This window comes from Streptosporangium sp. NPDC049248, from assembly GCF_040678965.1.
GTDB lineage: Bacteria > Actinomycetota > Actinomycetes > Streptosporangiales > Streptosporangiaceae > Streptosporangium > Streptosporangium fukuiense.
In genome coordinates this window covers 312,556-330,931 of record NZ_JBFAQY010000001.1, presented here as the reverse complement: position 1 = coordinate 330,931, position 18,376 = coordinate 312,556, and the positions used below count along the sequence as shown (strand labels likewise).

Annotated in this window: 13 protein-coding genes; 7 read left to right on the top strand and 6 right to left on the bottom strand. The window is 70.7% G+C overall.

Annotation, left to right across the window (positions count from 1 at the left end; genetic code table 11):
* Window positions 1–42: 42 nt before the first annotated feature.
* Window positions 43–1,734, bottom strand: coding sequence for a GMC family oxidoreductase (locus AB0K21_RS01590; protein ID WP_343968185.1), 1,692 nt, complete (start codon window positions 1,732–1,734; stop codon window positions 43–45).
* 143 nt (window positions 1,735–1,877) lie between these two features.
* On the bottom strand, window positions 1,878–3,443 hold the full coding sequence (locus AB0K21_RS01585) for a succinic semialdehyde dehydrogenase (protein WP_364146989.1): 1,566 nt from the start codon (window positions 3,441–3,443) through the stop codon (window positions 1,878–1,880).
* A gap of 89 nt (window positions 3,444–3,532) precedes the next feature.
* On the opposite strand from AB0K21_RS01585, the gene AB0K21_RS01580 reads away from it, so the two are divergent.
* Together AB0K21_RS01580 and AB0K21_RS01575 are read left to right on the top strand one after the other, a co-directional pair.
* A complete protein-coding gene (locus AB0K21_RS01580) occupies window positions 3,533–5,575 on the top strand; it encodes a beta-propeller domain-containing protein (protein WP_364146986.1) in 2,043 nt (680 codons plus the stop codon).
* Between the two features lie 210 nt (window positions 5,576–5,785).
* A complete protein-coding gene (locus tag AB0K21_RS01575; protein ID WP_364146983.1) occupies window positions 5,786–8,692 on the top strand; it encodes a M36 family metallopeptidase in 2,907 nt (968 codons plus the stop codon).
* A 392-nt stretch (window positions 8,693–9,084) separates the two neighbouring features.
* Here AB0K21_RS01575 and AB0K21_RS01570 read toward each other — a convergent pair whose 3' ends face one another.
* Window positions 9,085–9,510, bottom strand: a complete 426-nt coding sequence (locus AB0K21_RS01570) for a hypothetical protein (RefSeq protein WP_343968194.1) — start codon at window positions 9,508–9,510, stop codon at window positions 9,085–9,087.
* A 311-nt stretch (window positions 9,511–9,821) separates the two neighbouring features.
* Window positions 9,822–11,573, bottom strand: coding sequence for a glycerol-3-phosphate dehydrogenase/oxidase (locus tag AB0K21_RS01565; RefSeq protein ID WP_364146980.1), 1,752 nt, complete (start codon window positions 11,571–11,573; stop codon window positions 9,822–9,824).
* 182 nt (window positions 11,574–11,755) lie between these two features.
* On the opposite strand from AB0K21_RS01565, the gene AB0K21_RS01560 reads away from it, so the two are divergent.
* From AB0K21_RS01560 to AB0K21_RS01540, 5 genes are all read left to right on the top strand, one after another.
* A complete protein-coding gene (locus AB0K21_RS01560) occupies window positions 11,756–12,346 on the top strand; it encodes a sigma-70 family RNA polymerase sigma factor (RefSeq protein ID WP_364146978.1) in 591 nt (196 codons plus the stop codon).
* Window positions 12,330–13,175 carry a hypothetical protein gene (locus AB0K21_RS01555; protein WP_343968200.1) on the top strand — a complete coding sequence of 282 codons (846 nt, stop codon included), beginning with the start codon at window positions 12,330–12,332 and terminating at the stop codon, window positions 13,173–13,175. The genes AB0K21_RS01560 and AB0K21_RS01555 overlap by 17 nt, the downstream gene beginning before the upstream one ends.
* Before the next feature lie 69 nt (window positions 13,176–13,244).
* Entirely contained in the window at window positions 13,245–13,946 is a 702-nt protein-coding gene (locus AB0K21_RS01550; protein WP_343968202.1) for a hypothetical protein, read from the top strand.
* Window positions 13,943–14,773 (top strand): hypothetical protein, encoded by an 831-nt coding sequence (locus AB0K21_RS01545; RefSeq protein ID WP_343968204.1) that lies wholly within the window; start codon window positions 13,943–13,945, stop codon window positions 14,771–14,773. Before AB0K21_RS01550 ends, AB0K21_RS01545 begins: the two co-directional genes overlap by 4 nt.
* Window position 14,774: 1 nt before the next feature.
* A complete protein-coding gene (locus AB0K21_RS01540; RefSeq protein WP_343968206.1) occupies window positions 14,775–15,641 on the top strand; it encodes an ABC transporter ATP-binding protein in 867 nt (288 codons plus the stop codon).
* Between the two features lie 148 nt (window positions 15,642–15,789).
* On the opposite strand, the gene AB0K21_RS01535 is transcribed toward AB0K21_RS01540, so the two are convergent.
* Together AB0K21_RS01535 and AB0K21_RS01530 are read right to left on the bottom strand one after the other, a co-directional pair.
* Window positions 15,790–16,668, bottom strand: a complete 879-nt coding sequence (locus AB0K21_RS01535) for a DMT family transporter (protein WP_343968208.1) — start codon at window positions 16,666–16,668, stop codon at window positions 15,790–15,792.
* 184 nt (window positions 16,669–16,852) lie between these two features.
* Window positions 16,853–18,337, bottom strand: a complete 1,485-nt coding sequence (locus AB0K21_RS01530) for an MFS transporter (protein ID WP_343968210.1) — start codon at window positions 18,335–18,337, stop codon at window positions 16,853–16,855.
* Window positions 18,338–18,376: the final 39 nt, after the last annotated feature.

Genomic DNA, 18,376 nt, shown 5'->3' with positions numbered 1-18,376 from the left:
TTGATCGTCGACTCACCTCACGTGCCATGGACGAAGTGCCGCTCAGGTGATGCCGACGATGGGGAGACGGAGGGCGCCGGGGGCGGTGGCGGGGACGGCGGGGTTGGCGGGGGCGACGGGGGTCAGGCGGGCGTACGGGGAACCCTGGGCGGGGCGCGGGTCGGTCTCTCCCCGGTTGGGCCAGAAGGCCATCGCGCGCTCGGCCTGGGCGGTGATGGTGAGGGAGGGGTTGACGCCGAGATTGGCGGAGATCGCGGAGCCGTCGACGACGTGCAGGCCCGGATAGCCGTGGACGCGGTGGTAGGGGTCGATCACCCCGGTCTGGGGCCCGGCGCCGATGGCGCAGCCGCCCAGGAAGTGCGCGGTGGCCGGGATGTCGAACAGGTCGAGCCAGGTGCCGCCCGGCATGCCGCCGACCTCCTCGGCCGCGTGCCGGACGAACTCGTGACCGGCGGGCAGCCAGGTGGGGTTGGGCTCGCCGTGGCCCCGCCCTGAGCGGAGCCTGCGGCCGAGGAGTCCCCTGCGCATGGACAGGGTGATCGAGTTGTCCTTGGCCTGCATGACCAGCGCGATGATCGTGCGCTCCGACCAGCGGCGGTGGTTGAACAGCCTCGGCACCAGGTGGGGCCTGCGCAGGGCCTCGCCGAGGAACTTGAGCCAGCGCGGCGCTCCGCCGCCGTCGATGAGCAGGGTGCGGAGCAGGCCCATCGCGTTGGAACCGTCGCCGTAGCGGACCGGCTCGATGTGCGTGTACGCGTCAGGGTGGATCGAGGAGGTGATCGCCAGTCCCCTGTTGAGCTTCTCCCCCTTGGCCGACGGGCGTTCGAACCCGAGCAGCGCCTCGGAGTTGGTCCTGGTGAGGGTGCCCAGCCGGTCGGAGAGGCGGGGCAGGGTCCCCGCTGCCTTGAGCCGGTGCAGCAGGCGCTGGGTGCCGTACGTCCCCGCCGCGAAGATCACCTGCTCGGCGGTGAACACGCGGCGGCGCCAGGGGGCGCCGGTCCGGTGCGTCTCGATCCGGTAGCCGCCGTCCACCGGCACGACCGAGGTGACCGTGGTCTCGGGGAGGACCTCGGCCCCGGCCCGCTCGGCGAGGTAGAGGTAGTTCTTGATCAGCATGTTCTTGGCCCCGTGGCGGCAGCCCGTCATGCACTCGCCGCACTCGGTGCAGCCCCTGCGGCGCGGCCCCGCACCGCCGAAGTAGGGGTCGTCCACCTCGACGCCCGGAGGGCCGAAGAAGACGCCGACCGGGGCCAGGTGGAAGGTGTCGCCCACGCCCATCCGCTCGGCGACGGTGCGCATCACCTCGTCGGCCCTGGTGACCGTCGGATTGATCACCACGCCCAGCATGCGCCTGGCCTGGTCGTAGTAGGGGGCGAGCTCGGCCTTCCAGTCGGTGATGCCCGACCACTGGGCATCCTGGAAGAACACCTCCGGCGGCTCGTAGAGGGTGTTGGCGTAGACCAGTGATCCCCCGCCGACCCCGGCGCCCGCCAGGACCATGACGCCGGTGCCCTTCTGGCCGCGGAGCAGGTGGATGCGTTGGATGCCCTTCATGCCCAGCCCCGGCGCCCACAGGAAGTCGCGGGCCCGCCAGGAGGTCTTGGGGAACGTGCCCTCGTCGAAGCGGCGCCCCGCCTCCAGCACGGCGACCCGGTAGCCCTTCTCGGTCAGCCGCAGCGCTGAGACGCTCCCGCCGAAGCCGGAGCCGATCACCAGCACGTCGTAGTCGAACACGACGACTCCTTTCGAGTAACGACCTTCGGCGGTTTCCGGCGGCTCAGGTGACCTCGGGGCGGCGCCGTGACGGACGTTCGCCGTCGCGGCCTCGTGGGCCTGGCCGGAGTGGTTCGGATGCGCTTCCGACTCCCCCGGGTGCCTCACTTCAGGTGGAGCGCCTTCATGACCCTGAGCGCGCCCGCGAGGGTGTCGGCGTACTTCTCGTACGCCATGCCGAGGATCGGCTCGAAACCCAGCCAGGGCGCCTGGCTGGAGACGGTCTGCGCCTCGGTGTACCTCAGCAGCCCTTCGGCGCCATGCCGGCGGCCGAGCCCCGAGGACTTCATCCCGCCCATGGGCGCGTCGTAGGAGGCGTAGGCCGAGGCGTACCCCTCGTTGATGTTGACGGTGCCCGCCTTGATCCGGGAGGCCAGTGCGCGCCCGCGCGACAGGTCGCGGGTCCAGATGGAGGCGTTGAGCCCGTAGGAGGTGTCGTTCGCCTTCTCGACCGCCTCGTCGTCGTCGCCGAAGCGGTAGACCGCGACCACCGGGCCGAAGGTCTCGGCGCGGCAGAGCTCCATGCTCTCGTCGACGTCGGTCAGGACGGTGGGCTCGTAGAACAGCGGGCCGAGGTCGGGACGGGCCTTCCCGCCGGCCAGCACCCTGGCGCCCTTCGCGACGGCGTCGTCCACCTGGGCGCCGACCGCCTCCAGCTGCCGCTGCGAGGAGAGTGAGCCCATCTGCACGTTCCAGTCGAGTCCCGCGCCGAGCCGCATGTTCCTGACCTGCCGGACGAACTTCTCCACGAAGGCGTCGTACACCGAGTCGTGGACGTAGAGCCGCTCGATGGACAGGCAGAGCTGCCCCGCGTTGGTGAAGCAGGCGCGCAGCGCGCCCTGGGTCGCGATGTCGAGGTCGGCGTCGTCGAGTACCAGCATCGGGTTCTTGCCGCCGAGCTCCAGCGAGCAGCCGATCAGTCGCCTGGCGGCCTCCTCGGCGATCTTCCGGCCGGCCCGGGTGGAGCCGGTGAACGCGACGTAGTCGGCGCCGTCGAGCAGCGGATCGCTCACCTCGTCGGGTTCGCCGAGGACGACCTGCCAGATCTCGCGGGGCATCCCGAGGGAGACCAGCAGATCGATGGTCCACAGCGTGGACAGCGCGGTCTGGGTGTCGGGCTTGTGGACCACCGCGTTCCCCGCGAGCAGCGCGGGTACGGCGTCGGTGACACCGAGCGAGAGCGGGTAGTTCCACGGCGAGATCAGGGCCACCGTTCCCCGGGGCCGGTGCGCCTCGGCGGTCCTGGTGGCGACGGGCAGTATCCCGGCCCGCGATCTGGTCTCCAGCAGGCCTGGGGCCCGCCGCGCGTAGTAGAGGGTGCAGCCCGCGACGTCGAGCACCTCCTCGAAGGCGTGCCTGCGCGCCTTGCCGGTCTCCCACTGGACCACGTCGAGGATCTCCTCGCGGCGGTCGAGGATGGCGTTGTGCAGGCGGAGGAAGGGCTCGGCCCGCTCCCTCACGGGCAGCGCCGCCCACGCCCGCCGCGCCTCCCGCGCCGCGGCGTGCGCGGCGCGGACGTCGTCGGCTGTGGAAACGGGCACCTCGGCGAGCACGTCGCCGGTGAACGGTGCCGTGATCTCCCGCGTCTTGCCGGCGGAGGTCACGTACGGTACGACACGTTCGATCATGCGGGGGTCGAGGGCCCGTGTCATTTCAGGGGGAACGGCCATGTTCGCAGGGTAATCGCGGGAGGCGGGCCGTGGCTACTCACCGGTAGCGAAGTGTTGAACCACACCCCTTTCGGATCCGTCGTAGTGGCATGAGGACATCGATTCGTACAGCCGGCGCGGTCACCCTCGCCGCGGCCCTGCTCGCCACGGCGTGCAGTTCTACGGAGACGAGGAGCGGCGCCGGACCCGCGGCACCGGTCACGCTGGGGAACATCAGGCTGGTCTCCTACAGCGGCTGCGACGACATGCTGGCCGGGCTGCGCGCGGCGACGGCGAAGAACGTCGGCCCGTGGGGCCTCGGCGGCCCGCCGATCCTGTACGCGGAGGCGGAGGCGCGGTCGGACGCCGCCGCCAAGGTCGGCGGCGCGGCGCCGCCCGAGCACTCCACCACGAACACACACGAGGCCGGGGTCGACGAGCCCGACCTGGTGAAGACCGACGGCGACCGAGTGATCACCGTCAACCGCGGCGTGCTGAGGGTGGTGGACACCGCGACCAGGAAGGTCACCGGCACGCTCAAGCTGGTGGACGCCGAGCAGGCGTGGGCCCCGGCCGACCTGCTGGTCGGCGGGGACAGGGCGCTGGTGCTCTTCTCCGGCGGCGGGATCATCCCGTACGGCGCGGTGGCCAAGCGCGCGCCGAGCCCGGGACCGCGCTACGTCCTCGTCGACCTGTCCGGGGAGCCGAAGGTGATCGGCTCGCTCACCCCGGACGGCTCCCACGTGGACGCCAGGATGGTCGGCTCGACGGTGCGGATCGTGGTCCGCAGCCAGCCGCGGATCGACTTCCCCGACCTCGGGCCCGATCTGTCGGACAACGAGCGCACCCGGCGGAACACCGAGGTCGTCGCGGCGGCACCGATCGAGGCGTGGCTGCCGAAGTACGAGCTGACGTCCGCGACCGGCGTGACCTCGGACCGCACCGTCGACTGCGAGCGGGTCAGCCACCCGGCGGAGTACACCGGGACGTCGATGCTGACCGTACACACCCTCGACCTGTCGCAGGCTCTCGCCGAGACGACCCCGATCAGCGTGGCCGCCGACGGCGACACCGTCTACGGGACGGGCTCCAGCCTGTACGTGACCAGCAACCCGCACTGGTGGTGGCCCAGGCCGATCGAGCCACCGATCGTCGAGGAGGCCCCGGCCACCACTCCCACGGTCGCCGCGACCCCGGCCGCCGCCGCCTCGGGCCTCGACCCCGCTCCGACCCTGCTCCCGGAACCGGCCCCCACACCGAGCGACACCCCCTCGCCGGCGACGACGCCGAAGGAGCCCGCGGAGGAGACCGAGGTCCACCGGTTCGACATCACCGCGGCCGGAGCGCCCCGCTACGTCGCCTCGAGCAAGGTGCCGGGCAGGCTGCTCAACCAGTACTCCCTGTCCGAGCACGAGGGGCACCTGCGGGTCGCCACCACCTCGACCGCCGGGCAGAACAGCTCCAGCGCCGTCTACGTGCTCGACTCCGGCACCCTGGCCGAGAGGGGCAGGGTCGGCGATCTGGGGCTGGGCGAGCGGATCTACTCGGTCCGCTTCATCGGCCCCGTCGGCTACGTGGTGACGTTCAAGCAGGTGGACCCGCTCTACACGCTCGACCTGCGCGATCCGGCGGCGCCGAGGAAGACCGGCGAGTTGAAGATCACCGGCTACTCGGCCTACCTGCACCCGGCGGGTGACGGGCGGCTGATCGGCGTGGGCCAGGAGGCCAGTGAGAAGGGCCGCACGCTCGGCACCCAGGTCTCCCTGTTCGACGTCAGCGATCCGGCCAACCCGCGCCGCCTGTCGCAGATGTTCCAGAAGGACTCGGGCTCCGAGGCGGAGTGGGACCCGCACGCCTTCCTGTACTGGGCCAAGACCGGGACGGCGGTCCTCCCGCTGAACTCCTGGACGGGCACCGAGCAGACCAACGGGGTCGCCCTGGTCCTCGACATCGGTGATTCCGCCGTCACCAGGACCGGCACGATCGTCCACCCCAAGCCCAAGCCGGTGAACGACACCCGCCTCGCCCCCTACGACCCGGGCATCCGCCGCTCGGTCGTGATCGGCGACAGCCTGTGGACGGTCTCCGACCTCGGCCTCAAGGTCAGCGACCTGAAGGACCTGGCCGACCAGGCCTGGATCTCCTTCTCCTGAGCCTTCCGAACCCTCGTCCCGCGCCCCCGTCCCGCCGCCGGGGGCGCGCCCGTCACCGCACTCGGGCGCTCCACAGAACCTCCTATTACACCGACATATCAGCCTTTACAAGATCTTGTTATGACACTTGAATAAGTGTTACCTCTTGCGCAACACACGTGATCCGCGTGTGGCATGGCCAACGACGGCCATCTCTCCGCAGGAGGATCGGTGTCGACCAGACCCTGGTTACGCATCACCGTCATCGCCGCCGCGACGGCGGCGCTCGCCCTTCCCCTGCCGGGAATCGCGCAGAGCGAACCCGGCGCCCAGCCCCCCAAGGCCCACGACTTCCAGGCCGAACAGGGCGCCAAGCCCGACCTGGACAACCGGCGCGGCAGCGTCGCGCCCCCGGCCTCGCTCTCCAGATCGGCGGCGAGCACCGCGACGATCCGGTGGAACGCCCTCGGCACCCCCGCCGTCGTCACCGGCTCCGCTCCCCTGGCCGAGGGCCTCGGCAGCGACCCCGAACAGGCCGCGCGGGCCTATCTCAAAGCGAACGAGAACCTCTTCGGCCTCTCCGGCGAGGCGGTGGACGCGCTGGAGAAGATCGCCGTCAACCCGATAGGGGACGGGCACGCCGTACTGCTCAGGCAGAGGTTCGGCGACCTGCCCGCGGGCGTGGACGGGCAGGTCGTGGTCGGCGTGAAGGACGGCAAGGTCCTGCACGTCACCTCGACGCTCTCCCGCTCCTCCGAGGCCCCGCCCGCCGCCAGACTCACCGAGCGGCAGGCGCTGGAGATCGCGGCCAGGGACGGCGGGATCGACCTGGCCACGGCCACCGTCAAGAAGGCCACCGCCACGGCGGTGCCCGCCCCCGACGGGACGCACAACGCGTTCCAGGTCGTCCTGATCGGCGGCGGCGACGGTGAACCGGCCGCTTACACCACCCACGTCGACGCGGTCAGCGGCGAGATCCTGACCCGCGAGAACCTGGTGGACCACCACGGCGCGCCCGACGACCCCACCTGGAAGGCGTTCCCCGCCAACCCGCCGGGCGACTACTCCTCCACCGACACCCGTAAGACCTGGTGCCCCGCCGCGGGCCCCGGTTGCGACCTGGTCGGGGCCGACCCGGCCACCGGCAAGGCCTGGGACCTGACCCACGCCACGGACGCCTCGACGAACACCAGCGTCGGCAACGCCGCCAAGACCGTGGAGAACCGCGCCAGCGGCGACGCGTTCTCGGTGGGCACCCGGAGCAACGTGGCCACGCCGAGCCGCCAGTACGCCTATCCGTGGACCAACAGGTGGTACACCGCCAAGTGTGACCCGGCGGCACTGGACGAGCCCGGCGAGGCCGACCTCGAAGCCGCCATGACCAACCTGCACGTCATGCACAACCGCATGCACGACTGGTCCTACCGGCTCGGGTTCACCGAGACCGCCTGGAACATGCAGAACGACAACGGCGGGCGCGGCGGTCTCGGTGGCGACCCCGAGCAGGGCAACGCGCAGGCGGGCGCCCGGGTGCTCAGCGTGCGCGACAACGCCAACCAGATCACCGGTCCCGACGGGATCGCCCCCATCACCAACATGTACCTGTGGCAGCCGATCGCGGGCTCGTTCTACGCCCCCTGCGTGGACGGCGACTACGACATGTCGGTGATCGGGCACGAGTACACCCACGCGATCTCCGGCCGCATGATCGCCGGCCCGAACGCCGGGTGGAGCGGCGCCCAGGCCGGGGCCATGAACGAGAGCACCTCCGACCTGTTCGCGATGGAGTACCTCGCCGAGTACGGTTTCCGCCCCGCGGGCGACACCCCTTCCGTCACCGGCGGCTATGTCACCGGCGACAAGAAGGCGGGCATCCGCAACTACGACATGGCCACCTCGCCGCTGAACTACAGCGACATCGCCTACGACCTCGTCGGCCAGCAGGTGCACGCCGACGGCGAGATCTGGTCGGCGACCCAGTACGACGTGCGCAAGGCGTTCCTGAAGAAGTACGGCGAGGGCACCCCGGCCAAGCAGAAGGCGTGCGCCGACGGCCAGACCCCGCTCGACCAGTGTCCCGGTAACCGCCGCTGGGCGCAGGTCTCCTTCGACGCGCTGCTGCTGATGGCCTCCGGCGCGGTCAGCTACGTCGACCACCGCGACGCGCTGCTCGCGGCCGACGCCATCCGGTTCGGCGGCGCCAACCAGGCGATCATGTGGCGGGCGTTCGCCGAGCACGGCCTCGGCCAGGGTGCGGCGAGCACCGGGCCGAACGACCCCGATCCGACGCCGAGCTTCGTCGACCCCGCGGGGAAGAACGGGAAGCTCCAGCTCAAGCCGTTGCTTGAGGCCAAGGACGCGGCGCTTCGGCTGTACGTCGGCGACTACGAGGGCCGCGTCGTGCCGGTGGCCGACACCGACCCGGCGACCGAGCTCGGCGACACCGTCGAGATGACCCCGGGGGTCTACGACTTCGTGGTCGCGGGCAACGGGTTCGGGCACACCCGGGTGAAGTTCGCGGTGCTGCCCGGCGTGAAGCTGCCGCTGCCGCTGCCGCTGGCGAAGAACGTCGCCTCGGCGGCGCTCGGCGCCACCGCGACGGGTGACGGCGTCAACCACGGCAAGCTGATCGACGAGACCGAGGCGACGAACTGGGCCTCGCTCACCGGGCCGGTCAGCGGCAGATCCGTCACCGTGGACCTGGCCGGGACCGCCCCGTCGAAGGTCCGCCGGGTGCAGGTCAGCGCCATGCTCCGGCCCAGCGTCAACGACCCGGCCGACCCCGGCGGCCAGAACCGCTTCAGCGCCCTGCGCGCCTTCGAGGTCCTGGCCTGCGACGCCACGAAGAAGGACTGCGCCTCGCCCGCGTCCTTCTCGGTCGTCTACACCAGTCCCGCCGACGCCTTCCAGACCCGCCTGCCGCGCCCCCGGGGCGCCGACCTGCTGATCAAGTCCTTCAAGATCCCGACGACCACCGCGACCCACCTGACCCTGCGGGCCGTCTCCACCCAGTGCACCGGCAACCCGCTCTACGCCGGCGAGCAGGACGCCGACCCCAACTCCGCCACCGACTGCGGCACCGCCAGCCCCGCCAGGGACCAGCTGCGCGCCGCCGAGTTCCAGGCCTTCACCCGCTAAGTGATCGAGTCCAAGGGGAATCAGTGATCGTAGGCGGTCCGTGAGCGCGGCGCGACCTGGCCGCTGGTGTGGTCGTGCCACGAAGCGGCGGTCAGCGCGAGAAAACACTGCGGGATGCGGATGATCACTCTCCCAGGATTACGACCACTGTGGCGTTCCAGGTCGAGTCGGCCCTTCAAGGTCTGATCGACCGACTCGACCTGACGCAGCGGTGTGAACGACTGCGGCCCGCCCGCGAAGGTTCGTCCTCGCGGGCGGGCCGCGACGGATCACCCCCGAAGAAGCCGGAGCGCCGGCGGACAAGCCCAGGTCCTGGGGCTATCCAGGCCGCGACGACCCCAACGAACTCATGGTTCGTCCCCTACTCACAGACCCTCGCGGGAAGGATCGGATCAGACGTGGGTGACCAGGAGGGTCACGCCGGCCTCGCCGCCGCAGTCGACGAAGACGGGGCCGACACCGTTGCCGATCTTGTGGGAGAGGGTCGCCTTGGCCACGAACTTCTTCGGGTTGTCGTCGATGATACGGATGTTCTCCAGCGACGGTACGCCGCCATACGCGCCGCTGACCACGGCCTTGAGCCCCTTACCCCCGCCGCAGTGGCCGGTGATCGTCAGCTCCTCTCCTCGCTTGGCGGTGGGGTTGGGGCTGACCTGGACGACCGCCCTGGCACCCTTCGGCGGCTTCGGCGCCGCCTCGGCTACGATCTTGCCGGTCACGCCGACCTTGTCGCTGGCGAACGCGCTGCCGGCGCCCAGTCCGAAAACCCCGACCGTCAAGCTCGCCCCGACGATCACGGCGATCATTTTCTTGTTCACGGTGGCTCCTTCGCCAAGTCTTCCCGGCCCGTATGGCCCTGGTGATCCCTTGTCGTTTCGGGATCTACTCGGTGAGTAGCCGACGGGGCCGCCATAGGTTCTAGCCCGGCCGGAGTGTGACGTGGATCACGGCCGGACGTGGTCCGGCGGTGACCGCGACGGCCACGGTGAGCGTCGCCGGAACCGTGTTGGCCGGCCGTGAAGGCCGACCACCCGCGCGGAGGTCCGCCGAGAAACGGCACGTTTGCGTGACCGCGCGGTCCGCGGGCCGGTGTCCGGTCTTGAGGCGCGCTCCGGACGGTCACACCGGCTTAGATCGGTTGGACCGGCTGGACGTCCGGTCCGGCCACCGGGACGATCTCCGGGGCGCCGAGGCGGATGGCGTCGGCCTCCTGGTCGGTGTCCTGCTCCTGGGAGAGGCGCTCCGACTCGACGCGCTTGGTGTAGTACTCCACCTCGCGCTTGATCTGCTCGGCGTCCCAGCCCAGCGGCCCGGCGAGCAGTTGGGCGGCCTCCTCGACCACGGCCACGCCGCGGTGGAAGGTTTCGATCGAGATGTGCGTGCGCCGGGTCAGCACGTCGTTCACATGCCTGGCCCCCTCGTGGGTGGCCGCGTAGACCACCTCCGCCCGGAGGTAGTCGTCCGCTCCGGTCAGCGGTTTGGCCAGCGACGGGTCCCGCTCGATCAGCTCCAGCACCTCGTCGATCATCGAGCCGTACCGCTGGAGCAGGTGCTCGATCCTGGCCACGTGCAGCCCGGAGGAGTGGGCCAGCCGCTGCCGGGAGTTCCACAGCGCCTGGTAGCCCTCGGCCCCGGCCAGCGGGACGCGGTCGGTGCAGGAGGACGGGACCCGCTGGTCCAGGCCGTGCGCCACCGCGTCGACCGCATCCTTCGCCATAACACGATATGTCGTGTATTTTCCTCCGGCCACCATCACCAGCCCCGGGACCGGGTGGGCCACCACGTGCTCGCGGGAGAGCTTGGAGGTCTCCTCGGACTCCCCCGACAGCAGCGGGCGCAGCCCCGCGTAGACACCCTCGACGTCCTCGTGGGTGAGCGGGACCGAGAGCACCTCGTTCACGTGGTCGAGGATGTAGTCGATGTCCGACCGCGACGCCGCCGGATGCGCCCGGTCCAGCTCCCACGCGGTGTCGGTGGTGCCGACGATCCAGTGACGGCCCCAGGGGATGACGAACAGCACCGACTTCTCGGTGCGCAGGATGATCCCGGTGAGCGAGTGGATCCGGTCGCGCGGCACCACCAGGTGGATGCCCTTGGAGGCGCGCACGTGGATCTGCCCGCGCCCGCCGACCAGCTCCTGGATGTCGTCGGTCCACACGCCGGTGGCGTTGACCACCTGGCGGGCCCGCACGTCCAGCTCACGGCCGCTCTCCAGATCGCGCACCCGGACGCCGGTGACCCGCTCCCCCTCGCGGAGGAAGCCCACCACCTGCGCCCGCGAGGCGACATGGGCCCCGTACGTGGACGCGGTCCGCAGCATGGTCATCACGTAGCGGGCATCGTCGACCTGGGCGTCCCAGTACTGCACCGCGCCGGAGAACGCCGACTTCCGCAGCGCGGGCGCGAGCCGCAGCGCCCTGGTACGCGACAGGTGCCGATGGCCGGGCACGCCCCGGGTGAGGCCGGTGGAGAAGCCCATCGTGTCGTACAGCACCAGGCCCGCGCCGACATAGGGCCGCTCCCAGCCCATGTGCTTGAGCGGGAACAGGAAGGGCACCGGCCGCACCAGGTGCGGGGCGATCCGCTGCAGCAGCAGGGCCCGCTCCTGGAGCGCCTCCCTGACCAGCTCGAAGTTGAGCTGTTCCAGGTAGCGCAACCCCCCGTGGATGAGCTTGGAGGATCTGGAGGAGGTGCCCGAGGCGAAGTCGCGCGCCTCCAGCAGCCCGACCGACAACCCCCGGGTCGCCGCGTCCAGCGCGACCCCCGCTCCGACGACTCCGCCTCCGATCACCACCACATCGAGTTCCTCGGCGCTCATCTGCGCCAGTGCGGCGGACCGCTCGGCAGGACCGAGCCGTGCGGTGCCCATTCGCGCCGTCATTTGCAACCCCCTGGGGTGCGACTTGTCGCCTTACGCGATGTATCTACCCATCTACCCTAGGCACCATTACTGACGAGTAGGAAGCAGCGGGCGAGATTCACGCCATATCCCCATGTACAGCGGGAAAACCGTTCCCGAAGATCGATTGAACCCCGACCGGGGGCCGGCGCTACCCACCTGGCGTGGACGGGGGAACCGAGAGAATGGCACTGCGCTGGTTCGGCGCCGCGCGCCGACGTGCCCGCGCGCGGGAGGACGACACCCGCGTGCTGGCCAGGGTGGCCGACGGCGACGCGGGCGCGCTGACCGAGCTGTACGAGCGATACGCCAGGCCGCTGTTCGCCTTCATCTACCGGCTCGCCGGGGATCGGGGCACGGCCGAGGAGATCCTCCAGGACACGCTGCTGGCCGTGTGGCGCTCGGCGGGCACCTACCAGAATCGCTCCAGCGTCAGCACCTGGCTGTTCGGGGTGGCGCGCAGGCAGGCGCACAACCGGCTGCGCGGCACCCCGCCTCCCCTCACGGCCGAACCGTCCGACGGGGTCGATCCCCTACCGGGCCCCGAGGAACTGGCCGTGGGCGACGATCGGGTGCGGGCGGCGTTGGCCCGGCTGCCGCCGGCCCAACGCGAGGTGGTCGTACTCGCCTTCCTCGACGACCTGAGCCACCGGGAGATCGCCGAAGTACTGGAAATCCCGGTCGGCACGGTGAAAAGCCGCCTGCACCACGCCCGAGCGACCCTGAGGGGGTACGTCGATGACCGGACATCCTGAACCACCGGAGACCCACGGCCGATCCGAGGCTCCGGGGATCTCCGGGCGACCCGAACCACCGGAACTCCACGACTGGCCCGAACTCCGGGGGATCCGCGAGGGCATCCCGGCTCCGCCCGGCCCCGAGATCGTGCGTACCGTCCTGATGAGGTCCGGGCTCGGCGACCTGGCGGCGACCCCGGCCACCCCGAGGCCGTATCGGGCGTGGGCGTTGCTGGCGATGGAGGCCAGGCTGCTGCATCCGGCGATCTGGCTTGCCTCCGCGCTGGTCATGGCGATCAGCGTCGGCTTCGTCATGGCCAAGGGCAGTTCCGGGGAGTTCGTGCTCGCCCTCGCCGCTCCGCTGATCGCCATGGCCGGTGTCGCCGCGTCGTACGGCCCCGAGCACGACGACGCCTTCGAGCTGGTCGCCGCCACGCCGATGTCGCCGCGCGTCATCCTGCTGGCCCGGCTGACACTGGTGTTCGGCTACGACCTGGCTCTGGCACTGCTCGCATCGGCGGCTCTGGCACTGTTCTCGCTGGACTCCGCTCCCTTTGGGCTGGTGCCGCTGGTCAGCACCTGGCTGGGCCCCATGGCGATGCTCGCGGCGCTCAGCCTGCTGCTGTCGGTGTGCTGGAACCCCGGCGGCGCGATGGGCGTCGGGCTGGCGGTGTGGACCCTCTACGCGCTGACCACCACCGATCTGCCCGTACCGGACGGCCTCCGGGATCTCTGGACGACCAGCCCGGCCATGGTCGGACTCGCCCTGGCCCTCCTCCTCGCCGCCGTGATCGCGGTGGGAACGGGTGAACCGATCCATCGTGCCCGCACGACCCGCCGGCCATGACCTGCCGTCTCTGCACTCCCGACGGAGATCGGTTGAACCGATTCGGCGTACCCTCGCAACTCACCGATCATGAGACCCCTCGAACTCTGGTCGCACGAGACGCGAAGGGCCGGTCCAACGGCCCTGCTGGCCCCGCCGGCCCTCCTCCTGCTCATACTGCTCCTCGCGCTCTTCGGCACCCGGCTCGGTTCCCGGGAGGGGAACACGGCGTGGTTCCTCATGACGATGCTGGAAACGGGCGTCCCGCTCCTGGCCGGTATCGCCGCCGCCTCGCTGATCGGCCGGGACCGCGCGGTGGAACTGCAGCTCACCCTGCCCGTGAGGTACCGATCGACCCTGCTGCGCCGCCTGGCGGCGACGATCGGATGGGCGTCGTGCTGCGCCCTGGTCGCCTCGCTGCTCCTGGTCGTCACCGGCTGGTGGGACCTGCTGCCCGTCGCGTCCCACGGCCTGGCCGGTCAGCTCGCCTGGCTCTCCCCGACACTCTGGCTGGCGGCCCTGGGACTGCTCCTCGCGGCCGCGCTCCGCAGCGCCGCCGCCGCCACCGCGATCGTCTCGTTCATCTGGTTGTTCGAACAGATGCTCGCACACCTCTTCCAGGAGGACCTGATGCTCCGCCTGCTCCACATGTTCGCCACCACGCACGGGACGGTGCCCGGCGACTGGCTGCCCAACCGGCTGACCCTGCTGGCGACCGCTCCACTGCTCGCCGCCGCGGCCTGGCCGCTGCTCGGCGACGCCGAGCGGATTCTCGGGGGTGAGGTCGAATGATCGCGACCTTCCGCTACGAGTTCCGCATGCAGATCCGCCGGCCCATGCTGTGGATCGTCTACGGGCTGACCCTCGCGGTGACCGTCGCCGGCTTCGGCTCGACGTACGTGACGCTGGACCTGGGCGGCGGCCAGGGAACCCTCCCGAACACGGCCATGGTCGCGTCGGCCACCCTGCTCATGTCCCTGCTGCCCATCGTCTACGGGTGCCTGCTCGCCGACCGGCTCGTCCGCGACCGGCGGCTCGGCGTCGCCGGGATCCTGGACACGACCCCGACCGGTCACACCGCTCGGCTGGTCGGCAAGTACCTCGGCACGTGCGCGGCCACCGTCACGCCGCTCGCGCTCGCCTACTTCGGCCGGGCCGTGGCCTACGCGATCGCCGAGGGCGAGCCCTCCGCGCTGGGCTGGGCGGTGGCGGTCTTCGTGGTGGCCATCGTCCCCGGGCTGCTCTTCGTGGGGGCGCTCGCCCTGGCCGGTCCGCTGCTGATGCCGCCGATGCTGTTCCAGGTGCTGTTCGTCGCCTACTGGTTCTGGGGGAGCCTCATTCCCCCCAGCATGATGCCGACGGTGTCCCACAGCATCCTCTCACCCAACAGCCAGTACGTGGCCTACGGCCTTCTCGGCTACCACCTTCCAAAGCTGCCCCCGAACACCGTTCTGCCGCCTGAGGGCGACGTCTACGGCCCCTGGTCCGACGCCTCGCTGAACTTCCTGCGGCCCGTGGCCACCGAGTCCACCGCCTTCCTGTGGATCGGCGTGATGCTGGTGCTCGCGCTTTCCGTCCTCTCCCTCGCCCGTCTCCACACCACCCGGACGGAGTCCTGACATGCGCATCGAGATCTCCCGCCTGACCAAGACCTACAAGGGCGGCGTGCACGCCCTCAACGGGCTCGACCTTGACGTGCCGACCGGTATGTACGGTCTGCTCGGCTCCAACGGAGCGGGCAAGACCACGCTCATGCGCATCCTGGCCGGGCTGCTCAAGCCCACCTCGGGGACGGTCCGCGTCGGCGGCCATGACATCGCCACCGCCGACGGACGCCTCGCCGTCCAGCGGACGCTCGGCTACCTCCCCCAGGACCTGGGGGTCTACCCCGACCTGACCGCGCGGCAGTTCCTGGACTACATCGCCCTGCTCAAGGGGATCGACTCCCGCCCCGCCCGGCGGCGCCGGATCGGCGAGCTGCTGGAGGTGGTCTCCCTCACCCAGGACGCCGACCGCAGGCTCAAGGGCTTCTCCGGTGGCATGCTGCGCCGGGCCGGCATCGCCCAGGCGCTGCTCGCCGACCCCCGGCTGCTCATCGTGGACGAGCCGACCACCGGCCTGGACCCCGAGGAGCGGATCCGGTTCCGCACCCTGCTCTCCCAGCTCGCCGGGGAGCGCACGGTCCTGCTCAGCACGCACATCGTCGAGGACGTGGCCCAGACCTGCCGTCTCCTCGCGGTGCTCACCAAGGGGCGCCTCGCCTTCACCGGGGACGTCGGCGAACTGGTCTCCCAGGCCGACCACCGGGTGTGGACCCTGACCACCCCCGGCCCCGCCCCCTCGTACGGCAGGGTCGTGGCCGCCGTCCCCGAGGGCACCGGAATGCGCTACCGCCTCATCGCCCCCACCGCCCCCGCCCCCCACGCCCGCCCGGCCGAACCGACCCTGGAGGACGGCTACCTGGCTCTGATGGAAACCGGCCGCTGACAGCGTGGACCGCGGCCGGCGGAGCCGGTCGCGCAGGAAGCGGCTTACGCAGCTGTCGAGGAGCTCCTCGCGCGACACCCGTCCGGCCGCGAGGAGCCGCCCCTTCGGTGGGACCGGGGCCGGAGCATCGCCGGTCGTCGCGAGCGGATCACTGCCGCTCTTCATCCTGGCGCCGAAGAGCATTCCGCGTCGGTTTGGCCAGAAACCGGGACCGGCCGAGGATGATGATGCCGGTCACCATCGCGATCAAGCCGGCCACCTCCGCCGCGAGCGCCTCCGGAGTGACCCGCAGCCGCTCGGAGAAGATCGCCACGCCCAGCACGATCCCGGTGATCGGCTCGGCGGCCGTGGTGGCCGGCAACGAGATCCGGAGCGGGGCGGCGTCGAACGCGCTCTGGTTGAGCAGCAACCCCACCACGGCGACGCAGGGCAGCAGGTACGGCTGCCAGGTACCGGCCAGGTTCAGCCCGCTGTCCAGGGTGAGCAGGGAACTGCGCGTCAGCACGTCCTGCAGCCCGTACAGCACCCCGGCGGCCGCCGCCAGCAACATCGCCCTGACCTGCAGGGAACGCCGCCGGCCGACCAGGACCAGCACACCCGCCACCACGACCACCGAGAGCACCGCCAGCCACCGCATGGAACCCGATCCAGGCAGAGCCCCGCCATGGGGCCGGCCGCCGTACAGGAACAGCGCCACTCCTCCGCTCACCAGTACCGCCCCCAGCTGCAACGTGCGTCCGAACGGCTCCTGGTAGACGACATGGGCCGCGGTCAGCGCGAACAGCAGGTTCATCGCCAGTAGCGGCGTCACCTTCGCCACGTCCGCCTCCCGCAGCGCGAGAGCGCCGAGGATCTGGCCGCAGAGCATCAGCCCGATCCCGCCCAGCCACAACGGTGTGCGGATGAGGTGCAGCAGCAGGCGCAGGCGCAGCATGTCCTCCAGGGGCTGGCGGTACGCCGCATGCTGCTGTGCGACGAAACCGAGGCCGAGAAGGCACGCCGCACCCAGCGAGATCACGATGACCACAAGCGGTGACCTGTTTCGATGTCCGGTCCGGCAGAAGGACACCGGGCGGTGCAGGCGTTCCCCACATCCTGACCACCAGTGCCCACTACATGAGTGGTCCGGCCCGGCAGGCTGGTGCTGAACGGACCCCCGACCAAGCCTTTCCCCGAACTCCGGCACCGTATCCGACCTGCCGGACTTTCACTCATGCCTGAGCTCCACGCCCCGTGTCCGTCATTCGTTCGGAGGCGGTCGCCGTCGCGACGTCGCGGGGATATGTACGCCGGCCGTACAGGAGAACGATCGCGTTCGCGATCAGCGGCACCAGCATGATCAGGAAGGTGTACTGCAAGCCCTGCGCGCTCCTCGTCCCGCCCGGGTCGAGGACGTCGGCCAGGAAGCCGAAGGTCACCGGAGCGGCGGTCTCCGCACCCGTGCGAAGGAATGTGCGGATGCTCTCCGCGCGCCCCCAAAGGCGGAAGTGGACGACGTCGAGGCGGGCGGCGTCCAACGGGGGGTTGGCCGCCGACAACGAGCCGGCCGAGACGAAGAGGAACGGCAGTGCGATCGCCATCGACGTGGTGAGCAGGCCCGGGAGGCAGAAGGCCGCACCGGTCAGGTACGCGACCGCGGGGACCACCAGGCGGGCGCTGACACGCCCGCGGCGGGTGAACCAGTCGGCGATCCGCCCGCCACAGAGCACCCCCAGCAGGGCACCGAACCCGACGAGCGGCACCAGACCCGTCACCGCGGCCTGGCTGAGGCCGTACTGCTGGTGGACGAAGACGACACCGAAGATCCGCAGACCGGCGAAAAAGAAGTATCCAACCGCCGAGGCGATGATCAAGACGACATTCGTCCGGATCCGCAGCACGTACCGCGCCGCCTGCCACATCGACATCCGTACCGGGTCACGGTGGAGCACCAACGCCGGATCGGGTTCGATCCCGAGATCCCGCACCGCGGAACGCGCCGCGTCGCCCGGCCCGGAGGCCGGGCCGGGCGTTCCGGCGAGCAGCCGGCTCTGGCCGCCGCGTTCGGGCTCGGGCAGTTTTCGAACGATGACGAACATCAGGACGATCCCGAGCAGTCCGAGGAACCAGAAGGTGGAACGCCACGACAGGAAATACCCGAGATTACCGCCTACCAGCAGCCCGGATCCGGCACCGAGCATCTCGCCGCTCAGGATGAAACCGTAGATCCGGCCCCGTTCGGCGGCCGGGAAGAAATCACCGACGAGCGAGGCGATCGTCGGCCCGGCCGCGGCCGTCACGGCTCCGAGCGCCAGCCGGGAGAGCAGGAGCCACAAGAACGAATCGGCCAGACCGCTGACCAGCATGGCCAGGCTCCACACGGCGATGCTCACGACCAGGATCCGCACCCGCCGCACCCGGTCGGTCAGCACACCGACGGGCAGGACGGCCAGGGCACCGGCCCCCGACGACACCGCGGACAGGGACCCGAGTTCGGTGTTCGTGATGCCCAGGCTCTGTTTGACCTCCACCCCCACCGCCCCGAGGGCCGCCTGGTCCGCGGCGACAAGTCCGAGAACGCAGGCCAGCAGGACAATGATCTGGAATCGCGCGGGGCCTCCCACCACGGCCGTCATCCGCCGCGCGGCCCAGTCGACCACGGCACGTACCAAGCCGCCGCCCCCGATGTGCCGCCTTCCCCCCGGATCCGCGGACATAGATCTCATCTCCCCCACTGCCTTTATGCCCCGAAGTGG

What these genes read in the sequence shown, in the direction of transcription:
- AB0K21_RS01585 (WP_364146989.1), bottom strand. Translation starts at nt 3,443, where the DNA reads ATGGCCGTTCCCCCTGAAATGACACGGGCCCTCGACCCCCGCATGATC.
- AB0K21_RS01545 (WP_343968204.1), top strand. Translation starts at nt 13,943, where the DNA reads ATGATCGCGACCTTCCGCTACGAGTTCCGCATGCAGATCCGCCGGCCC.
- AB0K21_RS01565 (WP_364146980.1), bottom strand. Translation starts at nt 11,573, where the DNA reads ATGACGGCGCGAATGGGCACCGCACGGCTCGGTCCTGCCGAGCGGTCC.
- AB0K21_RS01540 (WP_343968206.1), top strand. Translation starts at nt 14,775, where the DNA reads ATGCGCATCGAGATCTCCCGCCTGACCAAGACCTACAAGGGCGGCGTG.
- AB0K21_RS01550 (WP_343968202.1), top strand. Translation starts at nt 13,245, where the DNA reads ATGAGACCCCTCGAACTCTGGTCGCACGAGACGCGAAGGGCCGGTCCA.
- AB0K21_RS01555 (WP_343968200.1), top strand. Translation starts at nt 12,330, where the DNA reads ATGACCGGACATCCTGAACCACCGGAGACCCACGGCCGATCCGAGGCT.
- AB0K21_RS01530 (WP_343968210.1), bottom strand. Translation starts at nt 18,337, where the DNA reads ATGTCCGCGGATCCGGGGGGAAGGCGGCACATCGGGGGCGGCGGCTTG.
- AB0K21_RS01580 (WP_364146986.1), top strand. Translation starts at nt 3,533, where the DNA reads ATGAGGACATCGATTCGTACAGCCGGCGCGGTCACCCTCGCCGCGGCC.